Origin of the sequence: Flavimobilis rhizosphaerae (assembly GCF_014852685.1) — a bacterium.
GTDB classification, from domain to species: domain Bacteria; phylum Actinomycetota; class Actinomycetes; order Actinomycetales; family Cellulomonadaceae; genus Flavimobilis; species Flavimobilis rhizosphaerae.
Map to the genome: position 1 here is coordinate 33,536 of NZ_JACZDF010000004.1, position 15,922 is coordinate 49,457.

The following is a 15,922-nucleotide window of genomic DNA, read 5'->3' on the forward strand; positions in this document are numbered from 1 at the left end:
GCGGGATCGTGAGGTGCTAACGTCCGGCACGTGACCGACGACACGACCCGCGGGAGAGGCGCCCTCGAGCGCGACGTCCTGCGCGTCCTGTGGGAGAGCGACGAACCCGCCGGCGCCGCCGACGTCCGCCGACGCATCGCCGGACGCACCCCCGCCTACACGACCGTCGCGACGATCCTCGAGCGCCTCGTCACCAAGGGCCTCGTCCACCGCGCCGACGGCGGCTACGTCGCCGCGCAGTCACCCGAGAACCACGCGAGCCACGCGATGCTCGACGTCCTCGCCCAGGCGCCCGACCGCAGCGCCGCGCTCCTGCGCTTCGTCGGCAACCTCGACGCCGACGACGCGGCGCTCCTCGCCCGCGCCCTCGGCGGCGAGCCTCCACGGACGCCCCGAATCACACGGCGGAACCGGCCCGCAGACCCGCCCGCGCACCCGGACGACCGACCATGACCCCGCTCGCGACGTCGGTGCTCGTGCTCGGAGCCGCGCTCCTCGTCGTCGTCCTCGCACCGCGCCTCCTCGCGACGCGCGCCTGGCAGGTTCGCTGGCCCACCCTCGCGCTCGGAGCCTGGACGCTCGCCGTCCTCCTCGGCGCGGCCCTCGCGTCCGCGGCGCTCGCGGTCCTCGTCGTCGACGTCGTCAGCGGCCCGCGCCCGGCGCAGGGCCTCGTGGGCGGGGTCGCGACGACGCTCGGCGCCTGGGGCGGCCTCGCGCTCACCGGCGCCGCGCTCCTCGTCACGGCCCGCCACGCAGGCGAGCTCGCCCGCGCCGACGCCACGGACCGCCGAGCGGTGCGCGGCACCCTCGAGCTCGAGGCGCAGACCTACGAACTGCGCGACGGCGTGCTCCTCGTCCGCACGCAGGGCGACGGCTTCGGCGCGTGCGCGGCCCCGGGCGACGTCCCGCTCGTCGCGTGGAGCATCCGCACCGAGGAGGCACTCGGGGGAGCGGGACTCCGCGCCGTCCTCGCGCATGAGCTCGCCCACCTGCGCCGACGCCATCACACGCTGCTGTGGCTCGCCGAACTCAACGCCCGATGCGTGCCGCACCGGTTCCGCGCCGGCCGCGCGCCTCTCGACGCGGTGCGGCTCCTCGTCGAGCTTGTCGCCGACGACGTCGCCGCACGGCAGGCGGGCGCCCCCGAGCTCGCTGCGGCGCTGCGGACCCTCGGCCGGCTCACCGAGAACCCGTCGCTCGACCTGCGGGCCGCACGCGTCGAGCAGCGGCACCCCCGGAGGGGCGCGGCGCACCTCACGTCCACAGGGCCGGTCCCACATCCTCCCGTGGAGTAGGATTCCAGGGTTACCCGCGCGCCTCGGCGCGTGGCCGCCCGTCAGCCGTGCCGGCTGCGCCGGCACCACCTGGTCGATCACGGTCACCCCGGGTCGCCCCCCGACTTGCTGGAGTTCATCGAAGTGAAGAGCGCCGTCGAAACCCTCGAGCCCACGAAGGTCAAGCTCACGGTGGAGGTGACGTACGACGAGCTCAAGCCGAGCATCGACCACGCGTACGAGCACATCGCCAAGGAGGTCTCGATCCCGGGCTTCCGCAAGGGCAAGGTGCCGCCGCGCATCATCGACCAGCGCGTGGGCCGCGGCGTCGTCCTCGAGCACGCGATCAACGACGGTCTGCCCGGCTTCTACGGCGAGGCCGTGCGCGAGCAGAAGCTCCGCCCGCTCGCGCAGCCGTCCGTCGAGGTCACCAAGGTTCCGGACCCCTCCGAGACCGAGGGTGAGCTCCACTTCACCGCCGAGGTCGAGGTCCGCCCCGAGATCGAGCTCCCCGAGATCTCCTCGCTCGAGATCACGGTCGACGACGTCGCCGTGACCGACGAGGACGTCGCGGCGCGCCTCGACGCGCTGCGCGAGCGCTTCGGATCCCTCGTCGGCGTCGACCGTCCCGCGCAGGACAAGGACTACGTCGTCATCGACATGTCCGCGAAGATCGAGGACGAGGAGATCGACACCGTCTCCGGCACGTCCTACCAGATCGGCTCGGGCACGATGCTCGACGGTCTCGACGAGGCCCTCATCGGCCTCTCCGCCGGTGAGGACGCGATCTTCACGTCGCCCCTCGCAGGCGGCGAGCACGCTGGTAAGGACGCGACCATCACGGTGAAGGTCACCTCAGTCAAGGAGCGCGAGCTCCCCGACGCCGACGACGACTTTGCGCAGATGGCCTCCGAGTTCGACACGATCGCCGAGCTCACCGAGGACCTTCGCGAGCAGGTCGGGAAGTCCAAGGTCTCCCAGCAGGCCGTCCAGGCGCGCGACAACCTCCTCGAGGCGCTCCTCGGCGCCGTCGAGATCCCCGTGCCCGCGGGCGTCGTCGAGGCGGAGATCCACCGTCACCTCGAGTCCGAGGGTCGCCTTGAGGACGACGAGCACCGCGAGGAGGTCCGCGAGGAGGCCACGGTCGCCCTGCGCAACCAGATCCTCCTCGACACCCTCGCCGAGAAGCTCGAGATCAAGGTCGGCCAGGGCGAGCTCCTCGAGTTCCTCCTGCAGTCCGCGCGTCAGTACGGCATGGACCCCAACGAGTTCATCAAGCAGATCGACGCGAACGGCCAGATCCCCTCGGTCGTCGCCGAGGTCGCCCGCTCCAAGTCGCTCGCCGTCGCCCTGCGCGCCGTCGAGGTCAAGGACGCCTCGGGCAACGTCGTCGACCTCTCCGAGTTCATCGGCTCCGACGAGGAGGACGCCGCGACCGAGGTCCTCGAGGACGCAGCCGCGGCCGCCGCGGACAGCGACGAGGACTGAGCCTCACCCTGCACGTCACGAAGGCCGTGCCCCCGCGACGCGGGGGCACGGCCTTCGTCGTCCGACCCGTGCGCCGACAGCGAAACAGAGGCCCCGACGGGCAGGAACCGGGGACCCCGGGCGTTAGGGTCGACAACGGATACACCAACGGGACCATTGAGGGAGACCCACGTGATCGAGCAGACGCCCGTGGCAGCACGCGGTGAGGGAGCCGGACTCGGCCTCAACGACAGCATCTACAACCGCCTCCTCAAGGAGCGGATCATCTGGCTCGGATCCGAGGTGCGCGACGAGAACGCGAACGCGATCTGCGCCCAGCTCATGCTCCTCGCAGCCGAGGACCCCGAGAAGGACATCTACCTCTACATCAACTCCCCGGGCGGCTCGATCACGGCCGGCATGGCGATCTACGACACCATGCAGTACATCCAGCCCGACGTCGCCACCGTCGCCATGGGCCTCGCCGCGTCCATGGGGCAGTTCCTGCTCTCCTCGGGCGCACCCGGCAAGCGCTTCGCGACGCCCCACGCACGCGTCATGATGCACCAGCCCTCGGGTGGCATCGGCGGCACCGCGACCGACGTCCGCATCAACGCCGAGCTCATCCTCCACATGAAGCGCGTCCTCGCGGACCTCACGGCGCAGCAGACCGGCAAGAGCGTCGAGCAGATCAGCTCCGACGCCGACCGTGACCGCTGGTTCACCGCGACCGAGGCCCTCGAGTACGGCTTCATCGACCACGTCGTCACCCACGCCGGCTCCGTCCCGGGCGGCGGCGGCACGGGCGCCTGAGCGCCTCCCGCCCCGACCGGACACCAGACCTGAAGGAGAGCTCGATGAGCATCGAGTCCCAGTACATCTCGACCGCGCAGCGTCTCGCCGGACCGTACGCCGGTGCGATCTTCGGCGGCAGCGCGCCGCACGGCCCGTCGGCCCGCTACGTCCTGCCGAACTTCGAGGAGCGCACGCCGTACGGCTTCAAGCGCCAGGACCCGTACACCAAGCTGTTCGAGGACCGCATCATCTTCCTCGGCGTGCAGGTCGACGACGCATCGGCAGACGACGTCATGGCCCAGCTGCTCGTCCTCGAGAGCCAGGACCCGGACCGCGACATCTCGGTCTACATCAACTCGCCCGGTGGCTCGTTCACCGCGATGACCGCCATCTACGACACGATGCAGTACATCAAGTCGCAGGTGCAGACCGTGTGCCTCGGCCAGGCCGCCTCCGCCGCCGCGGTCCTCCTCGCCGCGGGCCAGCCCGGCAAGCGTCTCGCCCTGCCGAACGCGCGCGTGCTCATCCACCAGCCCGCGATGGAGGGCGGTGGCTACGCTCAGGCGTCGGACATCGAGATCCACGCGAACGAGCTCATCCGCATGCGCGAGTGGCTCGAGGAGACTCTCGCGAAGCACACGGGCACGCCCCTCGAGCAGATCCGCAAGGACATCGAGCGCGACAAGATCCTCTCGGCCGCGCAGGCCGTCGAGTACGGGATCGTCGACCAGGTCATGGAGTCCCGCAAGACGCCGGTGCTGCCCGCACAGTGACTCAGGGCCCCACCGGAGCGTCGGGCGCGACTTCGACGCTCCGGTGGTGTTCCATGGTGAGGTGGTCCGTCGTCAGGGACGGGCGGAAGAGAGGGAGTGGCCGTGGCTCGGATCGGAGACGGTGCCGACCTGCTCAAGTGTTCCTTCTGCGGGAAGACGCAGAAGCAGGTCAAGAAGCTCATCGCAGGACCCAGCGTCTACATCTGCGACGAGTGCATCGAACTCTGCAACGAGATCATCGAGGAGGAGCTCGGCGAGGCCGCCGAGCTCGGGCTGGTCGAGCTGCCGAAGCCCGCCGCGATCTTCGACTTCCTCGGCCAGTACGTCGTCGGGCAGGACCACGCCAAGCGGTCCCTCGCCGTCGCCGTGTACAACCACTACAAGCGCATCCAGGCGGGCGCGACCGGCAAGCCGACGTCGGACGACTCCGACCAGGTCGAGATCGCCAAGTCGAACATCCTGCTCATCGGCCCCACGGGCACGGGCAAGACGTACCTCGCGCAGACGCTCGCCAAGCTCCTCAACGTCCCGTTCGCGATCGCCGACGCGACCGCGCTCACCGAGGCTGGCTACGTCGGCGAGGACGTCGAGAACATCCTCCTCAAGCTCATCCAGGCCGCCGACTTCGACGTCAAGAAGGCCGAGACGGGCATCATCTACATCGACGAGGTCGACAAGATCGCCCGCAAGGGCGAGAACGCGTCGATCACGCGCGACGTCTCGGGCGAGGGCGTCCAGCAGGCGCTGCTGAAGATCATCGAGGGTACGGTCGCGTCCGTCCCGCCGCAGGGCGGCCGCAAGCACCCGCACCAGGAGTTCCTCCAGATCGACACCGCGAACGTCCTCTTCATCGTCGCCGGCGCATTCGCGGGCCTCGAGGAGATCATCGCGGACCGCACGCGCAAGCGTGGCGTCGGCTTCGGTGCCCCCATGGAGTCAGGCGACCCGGGTGACCTCTTCACCGAGGTGCGTCCCGAGGACCTCGTGAAGTTCGGCCTCATCCCCGAGTTCATCGGCCGCCTACCCGTCGTCACCGCGGCCAACCGGCTCGACGCCGAGGCGCTCGTCTCGATCCTCACCGAGCCCCGCAACGCGCTCGTCAAGCAGTACCAGAAGATGTTCGAGCTCGACGGCGTCGAGCTTGAGTTCACCGACGACGCCCTCCACGCGGTCGCCGAGAAGGCCCTCGAGCGCAAGACCGGCGCACGCGGCCTCCGCGCCATCCTCGAAGAGGTCCTGCAGCCCGTGATGTTCGAGATCCCGAGCCGCGAGGATGTCGAGCGTGTCGTCATCGACACCCCCGCCGTCATGGGCACGGGCGAGCCGGTCTACGTGCTCGACGGAGCGCGGGGACGCCGCGAGAAGACCGCGTGATGCCCGGCACCACCGAGGGCACACCCGGATCCGAGACCGCCATGCCCGCCGAGATCTTGCGACTGCGCCACTCGATCGACAACATCGACGGTGCCCTCATGTACCTCCTCGCGGAGCGCTTCAAGTGCACGCGACGCGTCGGCGAGCTCAAGGCCGCAGGAGGGCTGCCGCCCGAGGACCTCACGCGGGAGCGCGAGCAGATCGCGCGGCTCGGTCAGATCGCCGCCGACGCAGGCCTCGACCCGGCTCTCGCCGAGGACTTCCGCAGCTTCATCGTCACGCAGGTCAAGCACCACCACGCGCTCATCGCGGCGCGCGGCGACGGAGACGTCCCGCCCCTCGACATCTACTCCTGAGACGCAGGCACCCCGGTCACGCGACGAGCAGCACGCCGGCGAGCGCGAGAACCGCGACGAGAACCGTCGAGAGCCCGGCCAGCGCGAACGGTCGGAACCCGACCCGCACGAGGCTCGTGACCCGCACGCCGCAGCCGAGGCCGAACATCGCAGCGGCGAGGAGCAGCGTCTGGAGGACCTGGCCTGCGTCGAGGAACCCGGCAGGCACGGCGACGACGGACCGCACGAGCACCATGCCGAGGAACCCGACGACAAACAGCGGCACGATCGGCGGCCGACGACGGTTCCCGCCTACCTGGTCCGTCGCGCCGCCGGTCCGTTCCCGGCGCCGTTCACGCAGGCTCAGCGCTGCCATGACGGGCGCGAGCATGAGGACGCGGGTGAGCTTGACGAGCACGGCGGTCGTGAGGCCGGCACCGCCGAGGACCCCGCCGACGGCGACGACCTGGGCGATCTCGTGGATCGAGCCGCCCGCCCACATGCCCGCAGCCGCGGTGTCGAGTGCGAGTAGGTGAGCGAGCGCGGGGACGAGCGGGATCATGAGGGTCCCGAAGATCACGACGAGAGCGACGGCCGTGATCGTGTCCTCCTCAGCCTCGTCGTCGGGGTCGGTGACTCCGGCCGCGCCCGCGACCGCGGCGGCGCCGCAGATCGAGAAGCCGCACGCGACGAGCAGCGTGAGGTGGGAACGGACGCGCAGGAGCCGACCGAGCGCGACCGTGCCGAGCAGGCCTCCGGCGATGACGGCGACGACGACGAGGAGGAGAGGGGCGCCGAGGTTGCGGATGTCGGCGAGCGAGACCTGGAGGCCGAGGAGAACGATGCCCGCTCGCAGCAGCTTCTTCGAGGAGAGGTTGAGGCCGGGGGTGACGGTGGCAGGAAGAGCCACAATGTTCGCTGAGAGGACGCCCAGCACGATCGCGACGATGAGCGGACTCACCCCAGGCAGGAACCGGCTGACGCCGAACGCGACGAGAGCGGCCACCATGCTGAGCGCGACCCCCGGGACGAGCGTGCGGGCCTTCTGCGGCGGAGCGAGCCTCTGGTCGAGGTGCCTCGTGCGCGGGCGGTCGGAGAGCGCGGTGGGTGTGCCGGACATGGCTCCATCCTCCGTGCCGCGCGGACCCGAGAGAACGCCGCCCTGGTTCGGGCCTCACAACGTGTCGTTGTGACAGTGAGCGCCGGGCCGTGGGCTGGCGCCGAAGTGTCGCCAGCCCAATCGTCACACGCGGTGCCGTCCCGTCGGGGCGGACGTTCCTGTCGCGCCGCAGGTGGCGGTGGGGACCGGTCGTCCCGGCTCGGAAGAGGTGCTGGCGGGCACGACGGTCTGCGACATGGACACCGCACGGTTGGCGCGGCTGCTCCGGATGGCGCACCCTTGAACGTACGGGACCGGTCGATCAGGCGGGTCCACTCGGGAAACGAGGCCACGATGCTCGTCGACTGGATCCGTCCACTCCTCGGCCGTCCTGGCCCCTTCACGAGCGTCCACCTCGACGTGAGTCGCGCCGGTGGTCGCCACGAGCGTGAGATCGCCGACCGCTGGCGACCGCTCCGCCGCATCCTCGAGCTCGCCGACACACCGGCCGAGCTCCTCGGCATGCTCGACGACGCTGTGGCCATCCCGATCCGCGACGACAGCGTCGGCGGGCGCCTGCTCGTCGCGACGGACGTCGACGGGATCCTCGTCGACCGCCCGCTCGTCACCTCCCCACCGTCCTCACGTGTCGCACGCGGCGCGACGCCCGATCTCCTTCCCGCGGCCGTCTACTCCGACGAAGTCGTTGACCACGTCGTCGTCACCGTCGACCGCGCCGGGGCCGACCTCGTCCGGCGCGGTTGGGGAAGCAGCGACGTCGCGTGGCAGGCGAGCATCGACGGCGAGCGCGCCGACGTCGCCCAACCCGGCCCCGGTGGCATCTCCGAGAGCCGGGCCGTCCGGAGGACCCAGGACGCGTGGTCCCGCAACGCACAGTCGGTGGCCTCGGTCGTCGACCGGCTCGTCGCCACGGACGGCCCCGAGATCGTCGTCCTCACCGGTGACACGCGTGCCGTCGGGCTCGTCGGGCGTGCTCTCGGTTCCCGTGCCCGGGCACTCGTCGTCGAGATCCCAGGAGCGGCACGGGGAGCGACCGGAGCGCAGGACGTCTTCGAGGCACGGCTCCGTGGCTCCCTCGAGTCGCATCGCGTGCGACGGCGCGCTGCCGTCGTCGCGCGCCTCACCGAGGGCCTGGCGCTGGGACGCGGCGCCCTCACGGGGCTCGACGCCGTCGTCAGGGCGTCGAGGGAAGGGCGCGTCGCGGAGCTCGTTCTCGAGACGACCGTGCAGCGCACCGTGGGCGAGGGGCCGCTCGTCTGGGCGGGTGACGACTGGGCGGCGCTCTCACTCACGCCCGACGTCCTCGTCGCGCAGGGCGAGCCGCACCTCCGGGAGATGGACGCGGTCATCGCCGTGCTCCGCGCCGCGATCGGCCAGGACGCAGGCGTGTCCTTCGTCGAGCCCGGCACGGCGCCGCTCGTCGACGGGATCGGTGCGATGCTCCGCTGGGACGTGGCCGAGCCGCAGCCTCGTGCGTCGACCGGCCGCGGCCGCGGGCGTCCGTGGGCGACCGCGTACGTCTGAACACGAGGAGGGCCGGGGCACATGGTGCCCCAGCCCTCCTCACGTGAGGCTCGACGTCGTCAGTCGGTGGTCGTCCCGTGCGCGTGCGTCGGGTCGAGCACGCGCTGCAGGAACAGCTGCGTGCGCGGGTGCTGCGGGTTGCCGATGACGTCGGCCGGAGCACCCTCCTCGACGATGACGCCACCGTCGATGAAGACGACGCGATCGGCGACGTCCCGCGCGAAAGCCATCTCGTGCGTGACGACCATCATCGTCATGCCACCCTCGGCGAGCGCGCGCATGACGGCGAGGACGTCGCCGACGAGCTCGGGGTCAAGCGCCGAGGTCGGCTCGTCGAAGAGCATGAGCTGCGGGTCCATCGCGAGGGCCCGTGCGATCGCGACGCGCTGCTGCTGGCCGCCCGAGAGCTGGTGCGGGTGGGCGTCGCCGCGGTCACCGAGCCCGACCCGCTCGAGGTTCTCGAGCGCGATCCGCTCGGCCTCTTCCTTCGGACGGCGCAGGACCTTGCGCTGGGCGACGGTGCAGTTCTCGAGCACCGTGAGGTGAGCGAACAGGTTGAAGCCCTGGAAGACCATGCCGACCCGGGAGCGTACCGCGTCGATGTCGACGTCGGGGTCGGTGATCTCGGTGCCGAGCACCTCGACGCTCCCCGCGCTCGCGGTCTCGAGCTGGTTGACGCACCGCAGCAGCGTCGACTTGCCCGAGCCCGACGGGCCGATGACGCACACGACCTCGCCCGGGGCGATCGTGAGGTCGACGCCCTTGAGCACCTCGCGCTGGCCGAACGACTTGTGGAGGCCCCGGATGTCGACGACGGGGGCTGTCGCCTGGGCGGTCATGAGCGACTCCTTGCACCCTTGGCCTCGAGCCTTCGCGCGAAGATGCCGAGCGGGATCGTGATGACGAGGTAGCAGGCGCCGACGACGAACATCGGGGTGAGCCCGCCGCCCGCGCCGGACGACAGGGCGTTCTGGCCGATCTTCGTGAGCTCGAACTCGGGGATCATGAGCCCGAGCGACGAGATGAGCGCGGTGTCCTTCGTGAGGAGGATGACCTCGTTGGTGAGCGGCGGCAGGACGATGCGGAACGCCTGCGGCACGACGACGGTCATCGTCGTGCGTGCCGTGCTCATGCCGAGCGAGCGCGCCGCCTCGATCTGTCCCCGGGGGACGGCCTGCAGGCCTGCCCGCATGGTCTCGGCGACGTACGCCGACGAGACCATGCCGAGCGCGATCGTCACCTTGAGGAGGGTCGACGTCAGGGAGAAGTTGACGACGAGCGGAAGGGCGAGGCCGACGGCGATGACGTAGAGCAGGGCGGGGATGCCGCGGAAGAACTCGACGTAGATCGTCGAGACGATCCTGTAGAGACGCACCTCGGAGACCCGCATGAGCGCGAGGAGCGTGCCGAGGACGATCGACAGCGCGAACGAGCACACCATGTAGAGCAGGGTGTTGCCGAACGCCCGGGGGATCTTCGGCAGGAGCGCCCGTGCCGCGTCAATGTTGAAGATGTTCTCGGCGACCGAGTCCCACTTGATGAGCAGCGCGACCGCGACGAAGGCGGCGAGGAGGACGACGTACTGGACGACGCGCACGACGAGGCGGCGGCGGCGCGGACTCAGCCGGGCCCGGACGTGCCCGGTCCGGGCCGCGGCCGGAGTCTGCGTGGTCATGAGCGAGCTCAGTCCTCGGACGGGGCGACGCCGATGCGCGCGGTGTAGATCTTCGCCCACGTGCCGTCACCCTTGATGCGCTCGAGGGTGCCGTTGATCTTCTCGAGGAGCGCGGTGTTGCCCTTCTTCACGCCGAAGCCGTACGTGGAGCCGGTGGAGACGGGTGCGAGGAGCTCGTATCCGTCGGCGACGTAGGAGCCGAGCACGGCGTAGTCGTTCATGACGGCGTCGACCTGACCGGCGTTGAGCGACTGGATCTGCAGGCCGAGGTCGGCGAACTGGACGCCGCCCAGCTCCCTCTCGTTGACCCACGTCTCGGCGTCGGTCGAGATCTGGACGCCGATGCGCTTGCCCGCGAGGTCGGTCTCGGACGCGATGCCCGAGTCCTTCTTCACGAGGATGCCGAGGTCGGCGTCGAAGTACGGCTCGGAGAAGTCGAGGTTCGCCTTGCGCTCGTCGGTGATCGACAGGCCCGTCGCGACGATGTCGCACTGGCCGTTGTTGAGCGCGGCACCCGACGCCATGGCGTCGAAGCCGATGTTGAGGACGGTCTGGGTGACACCGAGGTCCTTGGCGACCTCACCCGTGATGTCCATGTCGAGACCGACGATCTGGCCGTCCTCCTCGAACTCGAACGGCGCGAAGGGCGGGTTCGTGCAGACGGTGAGCACGCCCTCCTTGACGAGGCTGACGGATGCGCCGCCGGCGGACGTGGGGGTCGCGGCGGGAGTGTCGCCGTCGGAGGAGCAGCCCGCGAGGACGAGGGCGCCGGCCGCGAGGACCGGGAGGATGCGGGTGAGGGAGGCGTTCATGATGTCCGTCCGTCAGTCTGAATGTTTATTCCTTGAGCATCATACATATGCGCCCAGAGTCTGAGACAACCCAGAGGCCCGCCTGTGAGGCGATCCACACGTGCTAGGGGCCAGTCTGCGCTCTTGGAGCGTCAGGTGCGCGTCCGGCGACGGCGACGCGCCACAGGCCGGCCCCCGCGACGAGCGAGAACCGGCCTGTGGCGCGCAAGGATCCGTCAGGCGTAGAGCGCGTCGACCTCGCCCGCGAAGTCCGTGAGGACGAGCGCGCGCTTCACCTTGAGGGACGGCGTGAGGTATCCGTTCTTCTCCGTGAAGTCCGTCGTGAGCACGCGGATCTTCCGGATCGACTCGGCGCGCGACACGGCCTCGTTGGCACGCTCGGCCGCGCGGTGGAGCGCCGCGAGCACCTCGGGGTGGACGGCGGCCTCCGTGACGGACATCGCGGGCAGGCCACGTGCCGAGAGCCAGCCCGGGAGCATCTCCGGGTCGAGCGTGACGAGCGCCCCGATGAAGGGCCGCTGGTCGCCGACGACGACGCACTGGCTCACGAGCGGGTGCCCACGGAAGCGGTCCTCGAGGGCCGCCGGAGCGACGTTCTTGCCGCCCGCGGTGACGATGATCTCTTTCTTGCGGCCCGTGATGCGCAGGCGGCCCGCGTCGTCGAGCGAGCCGAGGTCGCCCGTGCGGAACCAGCCGTCGACGAACGCCTCGGCGGTCGCCTCCGGGTTGTCGTGGTACCCGCGGAAGACGTGGTCGCCCTGGACGAGGACCTCACCGTCGGCGGCGATGCGCACGCTCGTCCCCGCGAAGGGCAGGCCGACCGTGCCTGGAGCGACCGAGCCGGGTCGGTTGACCGCGCTCGGCGCCGTCGTCTCGGTGAGCCCGTAGCCCTCGAGGATCGTCAGGCCGATGCCACGGTAGAAATGGGTGAGCCGCTCCCCGAGGGGAGCCCCGCCCGAGATCGCATACGTGCACCGACCGCCGAGTGCCGTGCGGAGGTTCGAGTAGACGAGCCGGCCCGCGAGGGCGTGCTGTGCCTTGAGGGCGGGGGAGGGGCCGCGCGGGGTGTCCCAGGCGCGCGACGTCTCGATCGCGACCTTGGCCGCCCAGCGGAAGATCTTGAGTTTCGCGCCGGCCCCGGCCTTCTGCTCAGCCGAGTTGTAGACCTTCTCGAAGACCCGGGGCACCGCGAGGAGGTACGTCGGGCGGAACGAGCCGAGGTCCGGCAGGAGGTTCTTGATGTCCGGCGCGTGGCCGAGCACCGAGCCCGACGTCACGGCCATCACCTGGATGTACCGCGCGAAGACGTGCGCGAGCGGCAGGAAGAGCAGCGTCCTCGCACCCGGAACCGCGCAGATCTCGCCGAGCGACCGCACGCCGTTACGCGCGAGGTGGACGAAGTTGCGGTGCGTGAGCTCGACGCCCTTGGGGCGGCCGGTCGTGCCCGAGGTGAAGATGATCGTCGCGACCGCGTCGCCGTCGAGGGCCTCGGTGCGCGCCGCGAGCTCACCGTCGGTGACGTCGACGCCCCCGGCGGTGAGAGCGTCGACCGCGTCGTCGTCGAGCACGAGGACGTGCTCGACCGACGGAGCCTCCGAGCGCGCCTCCTCGACGAGGGCCGCGTGCGCCGCCGTCTCGACGACGACGGCGCGGACGCCCGCGTTCGCGAGGATCCACCGGACCTGCTCGACCGAGCTCGTCTCGTAGACGGGCACCGGGACGAGCCCGGCCTGCCAGGCGGCGAAGTCGAGCAGCGTCCACTCGTAGCGGGTGCGCGACATGATCGCGACGCGTTCGCCCTGGGCGAGGCCGAGCGCGAGGAATCCCTTGGCGACCGCCATGACCTGGTCGCTGAACGCACGGGCCGTCACCGGACGCCACGTGCCGGCGACGTGCGACTTCACCTCGATGAGCGTGCCGGCACCGGCCTCCGCGACACGCTTCGCGAGCAGGTCGGCGATCGAGGCGTCGCGCGGGACGTCGTTGAGGTCGGGGGAGACCGACTCTGCGAGAGTCATCGTCAGGCCTTCGGCTTCCGCGCCTCGGGCTCGCCGAGCTCGGAGCGCACGACGACGATGCCGCCCTGGACGTCGACCGAACCCTCGCCCTCGGACGCCTCACGGATCGTGAGCTCACCCGTGACGCGACCCGCGCCGCGGATGTCACCGATGGCCTGCTCGACCGCAGCGAGCGACGCTGCTGGCACGGCGACCTCCGCGAGGAGGATCGGCGTGCGCATCGAGACCTTGGCCTCCGACTTGATCTTGCGGAGCGCGGCGAGCGCGTTGCCCGCAGCCGTGAGCTCGTCGAGACGCGCCTCGGTGCCTGCGGCCGCGCGCAGCGGCGCAGCGACGGGCCACGGTGCCGTGTGAACCGAGCCGTCACGCCACCACGACCACACCTCCTCCGTCGCGAACGGCAGGACCGGCGCGAAGAGGCGGAGCATCGTGTCGAGCGCGAGCGCGAGCGCGGTGCGCGCCGAGAGCGTCTCCGCGGAGACCTCCGCGTCGCCACCGCCGTACGCGCGGTCCTTGACGAGCTCGAGGTAGTCGTCGCAGAACGTCCAGAAGAACGTCTCGGAGAGCTCGAGGGCCCGCGTGTGGTCGTACGCCGCGAGAGCCTCCGTTGCCGCGTCGACGACGTCCGCGAGACCCGCGAGCATCGCGCGGTCGAGCGGCACCGTGACAGCCGCCGGGTCGAGACGGATCTCGCCCTCGCCCGCGAACGACAGCGCGAACTTCGACGCGTTGAGGATCTTGATCGCGAGGCGACGGCCGATCTTCATCTGACCGACCTCGAAGGCCGCGTCCGTGCCGAGGCGCGCCGAGGCCGCCCAGTAGCGCACCGCGTCCGAGCCGTGCTCCTCGAGCAGGCCCATCGGCGTGACGACGTTGCCCTTCGACTTCGACATCTTCTTGCGGTCCGGGTCGAGGATCCAGCCCGAGATCGCGGCGTCCGACCACGGCAGCGAGCCGTGCTCGAGGTGCGAGCGCACGACCGTCGAGAAGAGCCACGTGCGGATGATGTCCTGGCCCTGCGGGCGAAGGTTCATCGGGAACACCCGCGCGAAGAGGTCGGGGTCGGAGAGCCAGCCGCCCGCGATCTGCGGGGTGAGGGAGCTCGTCGCCCACGTGTCCATGATGTCGGGGTCGCCGACGAACCCACCGGCCTGCCCGCGCTGCTCGGCCGTGTAGCCGGCCGGGACGTCGGAGGACGGGTCGATCGGCAGCGACGCCTCGTCGGGGACGATCGGGGAGTCCCACACGGGCTGCCCCTCGGCGTCGACCGGGTACCACACCGGGATCGGCACGCCGAAGAAGCGCTGGCGCGAGATGAGCCAGTCGCCGTTGAGGCCGCCGACCCAGTTCTCGTAGCGCACGCGCATGAAGTCGGGGTGGAAGCCGAGCTCGGAGCCGCGCGCGAGGAGCTGTGCGTTGAGCTCGGCGTCGCGGCCGCCGTTGCGGATGTACCACTGGCGGCTCGTGACGATCTCGAGGGGCTTGTCGCCCTTCTCGAAGAAGTTCGTCTTGCGCTGCGTCGCGACGGGCTCGCCGTCGAGGTCGCCCGACGCCCGCAGGGCGTCGACGACGGCCGTACGTGCCGAGAACGTCGTCTTGCCCGCCATCTCCGCGAACATCGCGACGCCCGCCTCCGACGTGATCCACTCCGGGGTCTCGCGCGTGAGGCGGCCGTCCCGGTTGAGGACCGAGCGCGTCGGCAGCTGGAGCTCGCGCCACCACTGGACGTCCGTGAGGTCGCCGAAGGTGCAGCACATCGCGATGCCCGCGCCCTTGTCGGGCTCGGCGGCCGGGTGTGCGAGGACGGGCACCTCGACGCCGAAGAGCGGGGACGTCACCGTCGTGCCGAAGAGGTGCTGGTAGCGCTCGTCGTCGGGGTGCGCGATGAGCGCGACGCACGCGGGGAGGAGCTCGGGTCGCGTCGTCTCGATCTGCACCGGGGTGCCGTCGGGCGCGTGGAAGCTCACCTTGTGGAAGTGGCCCGGATAGTCGCGAGCCTCGAGCTCGGCCTGCGCGACGGCCGTCTGGAACGTCACGTCCCACAGGCCCGGGGCCTCGGCCGTGTACGCCTCGCCGCGGGCGAGGTTGCGAAGGAAAGCCGTCTGGGCGACGGCCTGCGCGTCCTGGCCGATCGTCTGGTACGTGCGCGTCCAGTCGACGGAGAGCCCCAGGTGGCGCCACAGCGCCTCGAACTGCTTCTCGTCCTCCGCCGTGAGCCGCTCGCACAGCTCGACGAAGTTCTTGCGGCTGATCGGCTGCTGGTCGGCAGCCTTGACGCTCTTGCCCTCGGCGCCCTGCAGCGGCGGCTCGTAGCCCTCGACGTACGGCAGCGACGGGTCGCAGCGCACGCCGTAGTAGTTCTGCACGCGACGCTCGGTCGGCAGGCCGTTGTCGTCCCAGCCCATCGGGTAGAAGACGCGCTTGCCGCGCATCCGCTGGAACCGCGCGACGACGTCGGTGTGCGTGTACGAGAAGACGTGCCCGACGTGGAGCGAGCCCGAGACCGTCGGCGGGGGCGTGTCGATCGAGTAGACGTCGGCGCGCTCGGCCGTGCGGTCGAACGCGTACGTCCCCTCGGCCGTCCAGCGGGCGTCGAAGCGGTCCTCGAGACCGTCGAGGCTCACCTTGTCCGGTACCTCGCGCACGACGGCGGAGATGACGCCGTCGGCGTTCGCGGTCGTGGCGGAGGGGGTCGGCTCAAGAGGTGAGGGTGCACTCATGGTCACCGATTCTCCCAGATCTCCGAGGTGCCGCG

General features: G+C 70.8%; 14 protein-coding genes. 8 read left to right on the forward strand and 6 right to left on the reverse strand.

The window, feature by feature from the left end:
• Nucleotides 1-30 precede the first annotated feature (30 nt).
• The 7 genes from IGS67_RS08720 to IGS67_RS08750 all read left to right on the forward strand — a co-directional run bounded on the left by IGS67_RS08720 (nucleotide 31) and on the right by IGS67_RS08750 (nucleotide 6,039).
• A complete protein-coding gene (locus IGS67_RS08720) occupies nucleotides 31-453 on the forward strand; it encodes a BlaI/MecI/CopY family transcriptional regulator (RefSeq protein WP_192279772.1) in 423 nt (140 codons plus the stop codon).
• The gene (locus IGS67_RS08725; RefSeq protein ID WP_192279774.1) at nucleotides 450-1,295 is read left to right on the forward strand and encodes a M48 family metalloprotease; all 846 of its coding nucleotides are present in this window, start codon (nucleotides 450-452) and stop codon (nucleotides 1,293-1,295) included. The genes IGS67_RS08720 and IGS67_RS08725 overlap by 4 nt, the downstream gene beginning before the upstream one ends.
• Before the next feature lie 123 nt (nucleotides 1,296-1,418).
• The gene (gene tig / locus IGS67_RS08730; protein ID WP_192279776.1) at nucleotides 1,419-2,762 is read left to right on the forward strand and encodes a trigger factor; all 1,344 of its coding nucleotides are present in this window, start codon (nucleotides 1,419-1,421) and stop codon (nucleotides 2,760-2,762) included.
• A gap of 171 nt (nucleotides 2,763-2,933) precedes the next feature.
• The gene (locus tag IGS67_RS08735; protein ID WP_102509044.1) at nucleotides 2,934-3,554 is read left to right on the forward strand and encodes an ATP-dependent Clp protease proteolytic subunit; all 621 of its coding nucleotides are present in this window, start codon (nucleotides 2,934-2,936) and stop codon (nucleotides 3,552-3,554) included.
• Between the two features lie 44 nt (nucleotides 3,555-3,598).
• Nucleotides 3,599-4,309, forward strand: coding sequence for an ATP-dependent Clp protease proteolytic subunit (locus tag IGS67_RS08740; protein ID WP_192279778.1), 711 nt, complete (start codon nucleotides 3,599-3,601; stop codon nucleotides 4,307-4,309).
• 102 nt (nucleotides 4,310-4,411) lie between these two features.
• A complete protein-coding gene (gene clpX, locus IGS67_RS08745) occupies nucleotides 4,412-5,683 on the forward strand; it encodes an ATP-dependent Clp protease ATP-binding subunit ClpX (RefSeq protein WP_192279780.1) in 1,272 nt (423 codons plus the stop codon).
• Nucleotides 5,683-6,039 carry a chorismate mutase gene (locus tag IGS67_RS08750; RefSeq protein ID WP_235978053.1) on the forward strand — a complete coding sequence of 119 codons (357 nt, stop codon included), beginning with the start codon at nucleotides 5,683-5,685 and terminating at the stop codon, nucleotides 6,037-6,039. Before clpX ends, IGS67_RS08750 begins: the two co-directional genes overlap by 1 nt.
• Nucleotides 6,040-6,055: 16 nt before the next feature.
• Here IGS67_RS08750 and IGS67_RS08755 read toward each other — a convergent pair whose 3' ends face one another.
• Nucleotides 6,056-7,138: a YeiH family protein gene (locus tag IGS67_RS08755; protein WP_192279782.1), complete on the reverse strand. Its 1,083-nt coding sequence runs from the start codon at nucleotides 7,136-7,138 to the stop codon at nucleotides 6,056-6,058.
• 333 nt (nucleotides 7,139-7,471) lie between these two features.
• Here IGS67_RS08755 and IGS67_RS08760 point away from each other — a divergent pair, with 333 nt between their 5' ends.
• Nucleotides 7,472-8,662, forward strand: a complete 1,191-nt coding sequence (locus IGS67_RS08760) for a baeRF2 domain-containing protein (RefSeq protein WP_192279784.1) — start codon at nucleotides 7,472-7,474, stop codon at nucleotides 8,660-8,662.
• Nucleotides 8,663-8,721: 59 nt separating this feature from the next.
• On the opposite strand, the gene IGS67_RS08765 is transcribed toward IGS67_RS08760, so the two are convergent.
• The 5 genes from IGS67_RS08765 to valS all read right to left on the reverse strand — a co-directional run bounded on the left by IGS67_RS08765 (nucleotide 8,722) and on the right by valS (nucleotide 15,887).
• Complete coding sequence (locus tag IGS67_RS08765; protein WP_192279786.1) at nucleotides 8,722-9,501, reverse strand: amino acid ABC transporter ATP-binding protein; 780 nt, start codon at nucleotides 9,499-9,501, stop codon at nucleotides 8,722-8,724.
• Nucleotides 9,498-10,337 carry an amino acid ABC transporter permease gene (locus tag IGS67_RS08770; protein ID WP_192279788.1) on the reverse strand — a complete coding sequence of 280 codons (840 nt, stop codon included), beginning with the start codon at nucleotides 10,335-10,337 and terminating at the stop codon, nucleotides 9,498-9,500. Before IGS67_RS08770 ends, IGS67_RS08765 begins: the two co-directional genes overlap by 4 nt.
• An 8-nt stretch (nucleotides 10,338-10,345) precedes the next feature.
• Nucleotides 10,346-11,149, reverse strand: coding sequence for a transporter substrate-binding domain-containing protein (locus IGS67_RS08775; RefSeq protein ID WP_192279790.1), 804 nt, complete (start codon nucleotides 11,147-11,149; stop codon nucleotides 10,346-10,348).
• Between the two features lie 215 nt (nucleotides 11,150-11,364).
• Nucleotides 11,365-13,167, reverse strand: coding sequence for an AMP-dependent synthetase/ligase (locus IGS67_RS08780; protein ID WP_192279792.1), 1,803 nt, complete (start codon nucleotides 13,165-13,167; stop codon nucleotides 11,365-11,367).
• 2 nt (nucleotides 13,168-13,169) lie between these two features.
• Nucleotides 13,170-15,887, reverse strand: coding sequence for a valine--tRNA ligase (gene valS, locus IGS67_RS08785; RefSeq protein WP_192279794.1), 2,718 nt, complete (start codon nucleotides 15,885-15,887; stop codon nucleotides 13,170-13,172).
• Between the last annotated feature and the right edge of the window lie 35 nt (nucleotides 15,888-15,922).